The following is an 11,589-nucleotide window of genomic DNA, read 5'->3' on the forward strand; positions in this document are numbered from 1 at the left end:
ATACTGCACGCCCGCTTTACTCAGGGGCTTGGCCTGGGCATATTGCAAATACGACGGGGTATTCAGGTCGTTGTTGGCCACGGGGAACACCGATAAGATATGAACCGGCAACCCAAGGTTTTGATCGCGGGCCATCATACTCACCGTGATCGCCATATTCCCCCCCGCACTTTCCCCGGCTACCGCTACTTTGGCGGGATTACCATTAAGGCTGGCCGCATTTTGCTTCACCCACTTGTAAGCCGCAAAAGCATCTTCGTGCGCGGTTGGAAATTTGTTCTCGGGCGCCAGTCGATAATCGACCGACACCACAATGGCCCCCGTCTCTTCGGCGAGTGCCAGGGTGGAATATTCATACACTTCGGGATTGGCAATGACCCAGCCACCTCCATGATAGTAGACGATAACGGGTAGTGTTCCCGATACATGGTTGGGTTTATAAACGACAATCCGAATGGGGGTGCCCCCCGCGCCCAGAATCATTTGCTGACTCACGGTCACATTGGCCGTCGGGCGTGGGATTTTATTTTTGTCGAGTAGCGAATTGACGGCATCTTTGAAGGATGGTTGCTGGCGGGCCTGTTGAGGGGTTAACTGCTCGATGGGGGTGGGCGCCAGCCGGCCTAGTTCTTCGATGACAGCCTGCATCTGGGGGCTAATCGTCGGGGCCCAGTCGGGCTTGGGGCCCGTTGGTTGGATGGTTTGACCGGGTTGAGGAAGGCGGTGATCCTGGCAAGCAGCCAGGGCTAGTAAAACTGAATAAACCAACAAGAGCGGTAACTGGCGTTGAGCGAAGAACTTATTTTTCATGAACGTTGATTGCTTTAGTCAGTAAACCAGCGGGTGAAGTAAGGGTTATTCTTTACTTATTGACTGGCTATATGGAGTGCGTTCCAGGCGGGCGGTCAACTCCGTCATCATTGGCCTACTTTACGATTTGCCCGGCCTTTAGGGCCGTTGCCAATTCGCCTGGCAACGACTTGTGAAGCCTGCTTTTGTTTTCCCTTTTGTTGAGGGGTCGAATGAAGCGTTGTAACTTTCCGCCAGGTTTGAAACTAATCACGGAAGCGAACACGATTCCCTTTGTCGAGTACAGCCTACTAAAACCTTTATGGATCATTTTTCAATCGTCTATCACGATAGGTCCTATACCGTCGTGGATCAACCGCCAAAGCGGGGTGATTTATTCTACCACAAGCTTCTCAAACAAGTGGATCGAGTAACCGACATAACCCCGAACGGTAGATTTGTAACCGGCACTAAACTGGGGGTTTGTCGAATGACTAATTGCCTCTTAGCTCGTGCGCTTACCTAGCTATTGCTTGAAACAGGGATGAGAAGCGAGCGTTTTCGCGAAACACTAATTTTTTATTCGCTCACTCCGTGTTGGCAATCCGACGGTGGGGATTCGGCTCGGCGTGGATCGGCAACCCCTATAGTAATGGGAAGCGGCCCGCCAGCAGGAGCCGCTTCTGCCGCTGCGGTTGAAGCAGGACCACCAACTCAGGTCCCGGCTGGGCGGTCGGGGCCTGAGTTAATGAGGGTCGAACGGAGGTAAAAAGTTCGGATAAACAGTCAATGCGGCGGACCGCCACTGTCGTAGCTAACTCCGAAGGACTAGACAAAAAGAAAGCTAACAGGGCTTGATTAAGCGCTGATTAAAACTACCTTTGAAGCAAGCAGTTCTACCTGAGTCGCTTCTCCGCTCCTGTTTACCAAGCTGTCGGTCTAGTTTCTCCTAACCCACAGTTGCCATGAAACAATTCGATCTCCTGGTACGTAACGCGCACGTTCGTCGGCGATTTGCGCTTAATTGCGCCAGGCTCAGGGCGCGGATTGCCCAGTTGCAACGAAACAACCAACGATTGGCCCAGCGCTTACTCGCGTTGACCGAGAGACATCAGCTTTTGGGGGATCGGGTCCGGGCCTGCCTGGCCCAGTCGGGGTCAAGCCGAACGTCGGTTACCTATAGGAAGCAGCTACCTGAGTGAATCTTAATTACACTTAGGAGCCTTTTTCACTAACTGTAAGAAGCCGTTAGCAGCCAGCAGGCCATTGGTTGGCCAATTTAATGGCTTTCACCCTATTCCATAACCGCAGGGTTTTCTAACCAGGGGGCAAACGTTGTGTTCATCTGTTGGCTTAACTCACTAACCGATAAGGGCTTTTGGATGCAGGCGCTGGCACCAAGAGCGATCAACTCTTTATCCTGGTCAGGCAACGTGGTAAACATAATGACGGGGACTTGCTGCCACAAAGGATGTTCATGCATCGTGTTTAAAACCTCGATCCCATTTATTTCAGGCATATGAATGTCCATCAGGACCAGCCAAAGCACTTTTTCCGAGCCTTTGTCAGCCAGTTCCTGCCTGAGGTAATCGATGAAATCGATTCCATTTCCAAACTCAACTACGGGGTAGGAGCTACCTAGTTGATGAAGTGCCTGACGGATAAAATACCGGTCCTCTTCATCATCATCGACCAAGACAAAACTGGGCATTTGCTTCTCTGCCATAATTACAAAATAGTGTTTGTGTGTACGCTTGGCACGGGCAGCAGTGGCTGCCCGGTAGGCCTAAAAAAACGATGATCCTATAATGGTCCAATAGTCTGCTTTCACTGGCAGTCAGCTAGATCCCAATCCTTTTTTAATCGCCCTGCCATCTGATCTAAGCGGTTGATCGTTAGTGGCTTAACGATGTAATCGTTTGCCCCTAACTGCTTCGCTTTCTGTAGATCTCCAGTCTCTGCTGAGGTAGAGAAAACCACAATGGGTACCTGTTGGTAAGCTTGGGAGGCGCGTAAGATTTTAAGTGATTCGAAGCCATCGAGACGAGGCATGTTTAAATCGAGAATGATCAAACAGGGCTGTAAGGCTGACTCGTCAAGCGATTGCAGTAAATCCAGGCCGTCAACGGCAAAGCTGACCTTGGTTTCCGGACAGCATTTGTCGAAAGCTATTCTTAATAAGAATCGGTCATCTTCGTCATCATCCGCAACGAAAACGGACTTGATAGGGTGTTGACTCATGACTGGTTAGGTTGCTTACCGTTTAAAACCCTCGACCGGGCTAAAAGTGATCAAGATTGAGGTGTCATATGGTTGTGAGTGAATTAGTGTATACGGGTTCAGTTGGTCCTTCCCGGAGCCAACGACAGCTTTCTATCGGTCTTTTGTGTACCTTTCTTTTGGCTGTCCTACCTGTTGAAGAAAGCGTTTTGATCACCGTTACCTTCTAGTGGGAAGGTGATTAACAAAAAAAATCGTTATGAGCCGACTTGATGCTACTTCTCAAATGAATGTGAGTAGGCCCTGGGCATCAACAGCCTATCGGCATCGATGCCAAGAAGAAAGCAATAACGCCTTGCTTACAAGTACATTAATCTTTATCCTGCCTGCCCGCTTCTACTCAAAGTTACCAAGGTACAAACATACAAGTTAATACCTGTGAATACGTGCCTATATGCGATGGATAGTAGACGAAAGTAAGTAAAACAAGCCGGCTTTTCAAACGCCCTATTAATCGAGCAGATGACTGAATACGTCGTCTCTGGCAGGAGCTTATTGATGAACGTTTCTTCGTCTCACTGGGGAGCGAATTGTGAGACAGTGATTTTTGACTACCTGTCCAAGACAAACCGTCGCATTCACTTCCCTTAAAATAGATAGTTAAACACTCATTCCCTAAGAACCGTTTAGCCCCTAAGCCTTTAACGTGACCATACCCCAATGCCCGGCGATCGACTGCCTTCTCCAGTGCTGACTAACCTTACCCAACGCCTCAACGTTGACTTGGCCCTCGAAGCAGCGGGCTTAGGCATTTGGGAATTCGACTTAGTCAAGGGAGTCGTCAACTGGGATGAGCGGTGCCGGGCCCTCTACGGCTTCACCCAGGGTAGCCAAATTGCCTATCAGCAGTTCATCCAACGGGTGCATCCTGACGACGTCGTGCGACTGGGGGAAGAACTCCAGCGACTGGCAGGGCTGGACTCCGATGGCCGCTATGACGTCACCTATCGTGTCTACGAGCCGGACGACATCAACCTGCGCTGGGTACGCTCCTATGGCCAGGCCACCTTCGCTGACTCGGGCGAGTTGATCCGCTTTGCGGGGGTAGCTCAGGAGGTGACGCAACAGGTCCAGATTCACCAACAACTCGAGCTGCAGGTGCAACTGCGCACCCAGGAACTGGCCACCACCAACCACGCCCTGCGGGTGATCAATGAGCAGCTCGTGAGCAGCAACCAGGCTCTGGAAACGGCCAACTCGGATCTGACCCGCTCGAACCAGAATCTTGAACAGTTTGCTTACGTGGCTTCCCACGACTTGCAAGAGCCCCTGCGCAAAATTCAACAGTTTGGCGATTTGCTCAAGAGCCGGTACGCCGAGGCGGGCCAGGAGGCTCTGCTCTACCTGGAGCGCATGCAACGGGCCGCCAGCCGGATGTCTCTGTTGATCAAGGACCTGTTAGCCTTCTCCCGCATAGCCACCACTCAGGTCGTCGCCCGGCCCGTCGCCCTCAACCAGCTGATTGAGGAAGTCGTTGATGACCTCTCGATGGTCATCGAAGAGAGTGGGGCGCAGATTGCCGTTGACCCCTTGCCAACGGTAGCGGGTGATCGCTCCCAGCTCAGCCAGCTCTTTCAGAACCTGTTGGGCAATGCCCTCAAATTTCGTCACCCGGCTAGCGGGGGGCATCAGCCCCTAAAGCCTCAAATCCGCATCCGGGCTGGTTTGGCCACCAGTCCGGACTTACCGGCTGGCTTGGTGGGCTCCCGAAACGCCTTGGTCTACCACCGCATTGAGGTGACGGATAATGGCATTGGCTTCGATGAGAAGTATGCGGACCGCATCTTTCAGGTGTTTCAGCGGCTGCACGGCCGTCATGAGTTTGCCGGCACGGGCATTGGCCTGGCGGTGGTGCACAAAGTGGTGACCAATCACGGGGGCGCCATTACGGCCAGCAGCCAACCGGGGCAAGGGGCTACGTTTCGGGTGTACCTGCCCGGCTCGTCAGCCAGCGCTTCCTGAAGGCGGGGTACGCTGGTTTGCTGGCGCGGTCCGGAAGGGTGGCAGCATCGCCTGGGCACCTGGTGCGGCAAGCCAATCTTACTCATCGGCCTCTTTCTGAAACCAAATGGCCGGGAGGGTCGCCGTCTCCAGCCAATAGGTGCGCAGCCCTCCTACGTACCGCTTCCAGGCCTGGAAACTAAAGGGTTTCCGGCTATACACGTTGGCCCCGCGCCGGTAGGCTTCCACTCGATCCGCCGGATCGTGGCTGGCTGACAGCATGATAATAGGTATCAGATGGCCCTGTGGATGCTGCCGCACTAAGGATAAAAAGTCTAACCCGCTCAGGCCGGTGTGTAAGTGGATGTCCAACAGCATCAAGCGGGGGCCCCGGCCCGTCAAATCGCCCAGATATCTGGCCGCTTGGTCATAGGTACTGGTAGGGATGAAAACCGCTTCGGGAAAGGTGCTGGCTGCCGCTCGGGTCAGCAGCTCGGCGATGTGGGCGTTATCGTCGACCAACAAGATGGTGAATGGTGTCATGGTAAACAGACTGTAAACGTTACTGACTAGACCAGCGACGAGGGCTTACTGGTAGCTCTGTTGGTTAAATATATGCCAATTGCATCATATATATCACCTTATTACTTAAATTTTTGCTGGGCTACCAAGCCTACTTTGGCTTCTATCGCTTACCAGGTATCGATAAAAATCAATCTATCATTGTTCAATTAAGGCAACCCGTATGCGACTAATTGAGTTTGACAGATATCAAAATCTTACTGTCTCTTATAATGCTCTCAAGTGAGACGAGTAATCGTTCATCAATAAGCTCCCACCAGAGACGACGAAGTATTCATGATCTGCCTCTTAAATAGGCATTTTATAAAACAGTTTGTTTTACTAACTGGCACCTTGAAGCACACGGTCTGTTACCAATCTACCATATGAGGTATACCACGCTGAGCCATTAGGAGGACAACAAACGGAAGGTAACCGTAAACACGCTGCCCTCCCCTTCTTGGCTAACAGCCTCAATAGAAGCCTGTTGCAGCGTGAGATACTCCTGACAGATCGCTAACCCCAGACCCGTACCTGGGATGTTGCCCGCGTTAGCGGCCCTGAAAAATTTAGTGAACAAGTACGGCAGATCCCCCTGGGGGATGCCCACACCCCGATCACTTACCAAAATCCGTACCTGATCAGACGAATAGATGAGCGTTAATTGGGGGTTACTCGCCGAAAACTTGAAGGCGTTTGAGAGCAGATTAAGCAGCACATGGCTCAGCAATTTTTTATCCACCTGCACCCCAACCGGCTCTCCCTCCACACTGAGCTCCACCTGCCGCCCATCCTCCCGGTCCCCAAACAGGCCGACCACTTCCACACTTAAGGCCACTAAGTCGGCTACCACCAGGTCAACTTCTACCTTGCCGGCTTCAATCCTACTCAGCGTGAGTGTGTCATTGATTAGTTCCGTTAAGGCCTGCACCTGCCGATTGATGGTGTCCACCTGCTTTTGGATCTTGGGCATACTGACAGCCTCCCGAGTCGGATGGGCATACCGCTGGATGAGGCTGGCACTCAGTTTAATTGCCGTCAGGGGGGTGCGAAACTGATGGGAGGCGGTGGCAATAAACTGGGATTTCAAAGCATTCAGCGACCGTTCGGCCGCCAGGGATGCTTCCAGGTGCTGCTCTTTCTCCACCACCGCCGTTATATCCGTGGCCATGCCCATCCGGCGCGTGAGTTGGCCTGCCTGGTTTTTCTCCGTGAAGATACGGGTACTTAGCCAGCGAAGCTGCCCATCGGGATGCTGCACCCGGAAGCGCAAAGCCGCCCGGGGTTGCGGGCTCATAAACGCCTCCAGCACCAGTGGCCGGTCTTCCTCGACGACTGCCTGGGCAAACGCCAGCGGATGGGCGTAAACCGTATCCGAACTCAGGCCCGTGTAGCGTTCAAAGCTGGGGTTGATGTACTGAAAGAGCGGCTGTTGAACGTCGCGTACCCAAAAGATTTCCTCCACATTGTCAGCAATGGCCCGGAAGCGCTGTTCGCTCTCGAAGAGGGCTTCCTGAGCCCGTTGGGCTTCGGTTCGATCGGTTAAGGTACCCGTCAAGCCCACAACTTGCTGCTGGGCATTGCGGGTAACCTCCAGCAGTACCTCAAACCACCGATAGTCACCCGTTTGGTGACGAAAGCGCAGGAGGAGAGGCTTCGTGGAGGGCCCATCGCTTGAATAGAGCTCGAGGAGCTGTCGGGCAAGAGAGCGGTCCTCTTCCAGCACCGAATCGATTACGTGACCGCCTCCCAGACTGGATTCAAATAGGTCCAGCGGCCGCTGGAATCGGTTTGAAAGACCACCACTTTCAGGTGCTCAACCAGGGAGCGGTAGCGCTGTTGACTCCTGTCAAGGCGCTGTTCGACCCTTTGCCGACGGCTAAACTCACGGCTACTCTGCCAGTACGACCACGAACCGTTACCCAGAGCCAGGGCCATAAGCACCCAAATTAACCGGGTGGTTGTCCGATAATCTGCGTGTAGCGCCTGCTGGCGGACACGCATCCCTTGTTGTTCTACCTTAACGATGACGGCCACCTGTCCCCGGATAAGATCCATGCGTTGTCTACCAATCGGCAACAAAACCTGAGCTGAATCGTTAGGCCGACTAAGCCGGATAAGGATGGCCATCTTGTCTCGTACGAGTTGATCGAGTCGTTTCATCCTTTTTACCTGGGCAGGGTTACCGGCCACCAGCCGGGCTAGGGTGTTCAGCCTGGTGGTTATCTGGGGAAGCGCCCGGTGATAGGGTTGCAGAAAGATAGGATCGGCCGTTACGAGGTAGCCCCGCGTGCCGGTTTCGGCATCCACCAGGTGGGCTTCCAGTGCTTTGAGCTGGTCAATAATGTAGTGAGTATGTATCACCTGTCGCTGCTCGTCTTGTTGCTGGTAAAGCAGTGTTGCGACTAAGCCCAGGCCCCCCAATAATAATAAAGCGGCTAGCAGAAAGCCAAGATTTATAAAACCAGGTTTGGGGAACGACTGAATCTTAAAAGGCATAGTAGCGGATAGGAAGTAACATTTAGTAGAGTTACTCTCTAAGCTATATATTTTTAATTACATATAAAAGCAATAGGTTGCCTATTGGTAAACGGATTCAACCTGCGAATAGCTGATCAATGACTGATCAGCCCTTGGTTAGGACGTGCCGCAAGTTATGGCTGGCAGTAAACGGAGTGAGAGCTGGGGGATCAGTTATTCCCCGTCGATAGCTAATCGGTGGACGAGTCGGCTGGTAGGTGACTAATTAAATTACAAAGCCATAAGACGGGTAGTGGGTAACTAAAATGCTACTTTATGAGATGGTGGTTACTTTAGGACTGTAAATAGAACGTTTCATTAAACGCCCATTTTTTGGAGCAGGTATCTAAACCTTGCTTAGGCTATCCATTTTGGTTTACATCATATGTTTTACTTCACATTCATAGCGCCTAGAGAAGCCTGGAATCCCAAAAATAGTCCTCCGTTCTTACCAACTGAACATGCTGACTAAAGTCTGGATGTTCGGTGTTGATGATGTAATTGTACTCGTAGATAATGATCGCCGAAGGAACTTTCAATATAAGACTTTCCTGGCTGGTATACCAGTTGGATCCGATTGTTTGTAAAGCCGAATAACCTGCCAAGGTTCGCCAGTTGGCTGGAAGTTCTTTTAGGTGAACTGTTCGCATCAGGTAATCATCATCAGCCACGGAGATGACCATCACTTTATAAGAAGAGGTGGGCTGAATGACGCCCCGGTGAACGACGAGTTCCAGAGAAGACAAGGAACGCGATGCGCCGGTGTAAATAACTTGTTGGCCTTTGGTATTCCACCGATTCGCACTGCCTGATGAGCGTAAGCTATGGGCATGAACCTCTTTACTAATTCGAAATACTTCCATCCCTTACACGTTGTCTCCGTATTCCATAGCAGTCAACCGATCATCGACAAATCGTATGCCGGTGACCGTATTTAAATAGGCATTGGGGTTCTTGTTGTCAAAGTAAAAGTTGGACCGGTTCAGCCACTGGTCGAATTCTTTTACTGAGCCAAATACGGCAATACCATGCTTGATTAGGGCTAACAGGAGTAGCACCTGTTCTTTGACGTTTTCCTTAAAGGTGGTTGGCGGCTTTTTGTATTCGCGGAAGGTTTTGACGCTTACATTAAGCCAGTCCGAAATGATTGTATCATTAAACTCGGTCAAGGTCTTAATCGCATTAACATGCTGCCAGTTGACCTCTCTGGAGTAGAGTAAGGAAAGGATTTCACTATCGTTGATATGGCCAGGCACATCTCGTAGGAGAAGATTTTCGGGTGAGGTAACTCGTTTCATCAGGCGTTTCCTTTCAATATGAGTGTAAAATTAGGCAATTTTACCTTTAGTGAGAGGAACAATTACATTTTGCAAATAATTCAGTGAATCGAAAAATGTACGCCACGAGTTGAGTTAGACAGGTAGTTCAACTAATTACTGCCTGAAGCCCATTTGTCGCATCTAGAGGAGGGTTTTGTGAGATTATAGTTTAGCATACGAATGCGATTTCTCACTGGCCTGTTCTGACGCCCGCAGATCAATCGTAACGCAATTTGTTTTGATTTATCACGTGGTCATTCTCCTGATAAACAGGCTTAACAGGCAAGCCGGACACCTTAATTGAGGGCAATCGTTGGGCTTTGGCAGGCTACGTAAATTTAAAGACAGCCAGAATGATGATGGCTAGAAACACCAGCAGTTGAACCGTGTGAAACTTAGTCAGCCTCCTGACCCCAGGGTGGACCGCTACCTGTAGACCAATGCCCTCCGACAAAAGGCTATTGCTTACCCGCTTCATTTGCGGACTGCCCACCAGCAGCCCGTTCAGCGGCAGCAGTAAGATCAGCCCTAGTTTTACTTGCAGCCAGAGCTGCTGTAAATAGACGCCCTCACTGAGTATCGTCAGACCGATCCCCGAAAGTAACAATACGACCCCGCCGGCTAATAAGAGTCGGCCTAGACCCGACAGCAGGCTAAAAAGACTGAGGGCTGCCTGATCCTCCTGCTTCAACAGGCTGACAAACAAGCGAAACACGACCCACTCGGTAAGGGTGGTGCCCACCATTAGGACCAGACCCGACAGGTGCAGCACGAGCAACACCGCTCGTAACGTGAAAGCATCCATCAGGCGATTGCTTGTTTAGTATTGCTGAATAAAAGAAAACTGGTGATGACCATGTAAACGGCCGTACCGCCATGAACCAGCAGCCGGGACCAGTCCACTCCGTTCTGCTGATAGATCAGCAAGCAGTCCGTAAAGGGGATGATCATGGCAGCCGTAAACACGTACGCACTTGCTTTCTTCATCCGGTTCAACCATAAAGCCAGTAGGGCTACTCCCGAAAAAATATCGCGTATTCCCTTAATGCGGCCGTAGGCAAGAGCGGAATCCGTCAGAGGCCGTATGCCGAAATCGTTCATACTGAGCTGGGGGGCCAACATAAACCGAAGACCGATGAAGAGAATACCCAGTACGATGGGTAGTATCATCCAATAGGATGCCGATTGCCAGCCCCAGGGGGCCGGTACATGTTCTGTTTTCATAGTGCTACTTTCGTGATCGATTATGACCACAAAGCTCACGCCTAAAAAACAGCCTGTCGTTCACCCAGGTTAATTAATGCGGCTGGGCCATTCGTTTTCGAATACGGCTCAGGGATTGGGGCTTGATACCCACATAGGAGGCAATGTAATATTGGGGAATGCGCTGAGCTATATCGGGAAACTTGGCCAGAAAGGTTTGGTAGCGCTGCTCAGGTGGGTCGGTGTAGAGGGAGTTGATCTGCTGGATGGCACTCACAAACACCTCACTGATGGCCAGCCGTCCAAATCGTTCCCCCTGTTCAACCTGTTGGTATAACCGGTCCATATTGGCTTGGCTGATGCTGTAGATGGTAGCGTCTTCCAAGGCCTGAATATTGGTGCGGGAGGGCTGCTGGGGCAGAAAGCTGGCGTAATCACAGACAAATTCGCCCTCTTTGTTAAAGTAACTGGTTTTCTCCTCTCCCTCGATACTGGCATAATAGCGGACCAGGCCCTTCTCCATAAAGAAGACGTTTTTGCAGACCTGCCCCGCCTGCAGCAGATGTTCACCTTTGGTCAGGTTGAGTTGGCGAACTAAGGTGGCAATGATGGCTTCATCGGCTGAGGAGAGCGGAATATAGTGCCGAATGGTAGTGAGCAATCGATCCATGCTCAAAAATAAGCATGTAATCACGTTTGTCGAACCAGCAAAAAAGATGTAGGGTTTTTACTTGTTGATAAAAGGGCTTAGGTGGCAAATGGGGCGACGTGGGTGCTGAACGGCGGATCTAAAACTTATAGCTTACTCTACCGGTTAATCTATTCATAAAAAATCAGCGATTTGTGATACGGCTATCCCTAAAGTTAATCTAAGCTCTTCTTCAGTGCTTATACTTATACCCTCTTTAGCCGAACTTCAATGTCGGGATTTTGATCGAGCAGTTCAGCAATGAAGTCCATTTTGTCCTCTGGAGAG

General features: G+C 51.1%; 13 protein-coding genes. 2 read left to right on the forward strand and 11 right to left on the reverse strand.

The features are described 5' to 3' along the window. Positions 1-810 (reverse strand): alpha/beta hydrolase (locus NT073_RS00570; RefSeq protein ID WP_297367140.1); only part of this gene is annotated, 810 nt, incomplete at its 3' end. 944 nt (positions 811-1,754) lie between these two features. Between NT073_RS00570 and NT073_RS00575 the strand changes: the two genes are divergently transcribed. Then, a complete protein-coding gene (locus NT073_RS00575) occupies positions 1,755-1,991 on the forward strand; it encodes a hypothetical protein (protein WP_297367143.1) in 237 nt (78 codons plus the stop codon). A 92-nt stretch (positions 1,992-2,083) separates the two neighbouring features. On the opposite strand, the gene NT073_RS00580 is transcribed toward NT073_RS00575, so the two are convergent. Together NT073_RS00580 and NT073_RS00585 are read right to left on the reverse strand one after the other, a co-directional pair. Continuing rightward, entirely contained in the window at positions 2,084-2,515 is a 432-nt protein-coding gene (locus NT073_RS00580; RefSeq protein WP_297367146.1) for a response regulator, read from the reverse strand. A gap of 101 nt (positions 2,516-2,616) precedes the next feature. Further along, a complete protein-coding gene (locus tag NT073_RS00585; protein ID WP_297367149.1) occupies positions 2,617-3,030 on the reverse strand; it encodes a response regulator in 414 nt (137 codons plus the stop codon). A 699-nt stretch (positions 3,031-3,729) separates the two neighbouring features. Here NT073_RS00585 and NT073_RS00590 point away from each other — a divergent pair. Further along, positions 3,730-5,031, forward strand: a complete 1,302-nt coding sequence (locus tag NT073_RS00590) for an ATP-binding protein (RefSeq protein ID WP_297367152.1) — start codon at positions 3,730-3,732, stop codon at positions 5,029-5,031. A 78-nt stretch (positions 5,032-5,109) separates the two neighbouring features. Here NT073_RS00590 and NT073_RS00595 read toward each other — a convergent pair whose 3' ends face one another. The 8 genes from NT073_RS00595 to NT073_RS00630 all read right to left on the reverse strand — a co-directional run bounded on the left by NT073_RS00595 (position 5,110) and on the right by NT073_RS00630 (position 11,283). Then, the gene (locus NT073_RS00595) at positions 5,110-5,553 is read right to left on the reverse strand and encodes a response regulator (protein WP_297367154.1); all 444 of its coding nucleotides are present in this window, start codon (positions 5,551-5,553) and stop codon (positions 5,110-5,112) included. Positions 5,554-5,980: 427 nt separating this feature from the next. Beyond that, a complete protein-coding gene (locus NT073_RS00600) occupies positions 5,981-7,297 on the reverse strand; it encodes a PAS domain-containing sensor histidine kinase (RefSeq protein WP_366107207.1) in 1,317 nt (438 codons plus the stop codon). Positions 7,298-7,305: 8 nt separating this feature from the next. After that, a complete protein-coding gene (locus tag NT073_RS00605) occupies positions 7,306-8,070 on the reverse strand; it encodes a CHASE3 domain-containing protein (protein ID WP_297367156.1) in 765 nt (254 codons plus the stop codon). A 431-nt stretch (positions 8,071-8,501) separates the two neighbouring features. Continuing rightward, the gene (locus NT073_RS00610; protein WP_297367160.1) at positions 8,502-8,954 is read right to left on the reverse strand and encodes an RES family NAD+ phosphorylase; all 453 of its coding nucleotides are present in this window, start codon (positions 8,952-8,954) and stop codon (positions 8,502-8,504) included. A 3-nt stretch (positions 8,955-8,957) separates the two neighbouring features. Continuing rightward, positions 8,958-9,389 carry an MbcA/ParS/Xre antitoxin family protein gene (locus NT073_RS00615; RefSeq protein WP_297367163.1) on the reverse strand — a complete coding sequence of 144 codons (432 nt, stop codon included), beginning with the start codon at positions 9,387-9,389 and terminating at the stop codon, positions 8,958-8,960. A gap of 349 nt (positions 9,390-9,738) precedes the next feature. Then, the gene (locus tag NT073_RS00620) at positions 9,739-10,215 is read right to left on the reverse strand and encodes a DUF2269 family protein (protein WP_297367167.1); all 477 of its coding nucleotides are present in this window, start codon (positions 10,213-10,215) and stop codon (positions 9,739-9,741) included. Continuing rightward, entirely contained in the window at positions 10,215-10,634 is a 420-nt protein-coding gene (locus tag NT073_RS00625) for a DUF4267 domain-containing protein (protein WP_297367170.1), read from the reverse strand. The genes NT073_RS00620 and NT073_RS00625 overlap by 1 nt, the downstream gene beginning before the upstream one ends. Before the next feature lie 73 nt (positions 10,635-10,707). Continuing rightward, complete coding sequence (locus NT073_RS00630) at positions 10,708-11,283, reverse strand: Crp/Fnr family transcriptional regulator (protein ID WP_297367174.1); 576 nt, start codon at positions 11,281-11,283, stop codon at positions 10,708-10,710. Positions 11,284-11,589 lie beyond the last annotated feature (306 nt).

This window comes from Spirosoma sp., from assembly GCF_026391055.1.
In the GTDB taxonomy this organism is placed as follows: Bacteria; Bacteroidota; Bacteroidia; order Cytophagales; family Spirosomataceae; genus Spirosoma.

Excerpts from the sequence above, each read along its gene's own strand:
- NT073_RS00610 (WP_297367160.1), bottom strand. The coding sequence starts at position 8,954 with ATGGAAGTATTTCGAATTAGTAAAGAGGTTCATGCCCATAGCTTACGC.
- NT073_RS00615 (WP_297367163.1), bottom strand. The coding sequence starts at position 9,389 with ATGAAACGAGTTACCTCACCCGAAAATCTTCTCCTACGAGATGTGCCT.
- NT073_RS00620 (WP_297367167.1), bottom strand. The coding sequence starts at position 10,215 with ATGGATGCTTTCACGTTACGAGCGGTGTTGCTCGTGCTGCACCTGTCG.
- NT073_RS00605 (WP_297367156.1), bottom strand. The coding sequence starts at position 8,070 with ATGCCTTTTAAGATTCAGTCGTTCCCCAAACCTGGTTTTATAAATCTT.
- NT073_RS00590 (WP_297367152.1), top strand. The coding sequence starts at position 3,730 with ATGCCCGGCGATCGACTGCCTTCTCCAGTGCTGACTAACCTTACCCAA.
- NT073_RS00630 (WP_297367174.1), bottom strand. The coding sequence starts at position 11,283 with ATGGATCGATTGCTCACTACCATTCGGCACTATATTCCGCTCTCCTCA.
- NT073_RS00625 (WP_297367170.1), bottom strand. The coding sequence starts at position 10,634 with ATGAAAACAGAACATGTACCGGCCCCCTGGGGCTGGCAATCGGCATCC.
- NT073_RS00580 (WP_297367146.1), bottom strand. The coding sequence starts at position 2,515 with ATGGCAGAGAAGCAAATGCCCAGTTTTGTCTTGGTCGATGATGATGAA.
- NT073_RS00585 (WP_297367149.1), bottom strand. The coding sequence starts at position 3,030 with ATGAGTCAACACCCTATCAAGTCCGTTTTCGTTGCGGATGATGACGAA.
- NT073_RS00595 (WP_297367154.1), bottom strand. The coding sequence starts at position 5,553 with ATGACACCATTCACCATCTTGTTGGTCGACGATAACGCCCACATCGCC.
- NT073_RS00575 (WP_297367143.1), top strand. The coding sequence starts at position 1,755 with ATGAAACAATTCGATCTCCTGGTACGTAACGCGCACGTTCGTCGGCGA.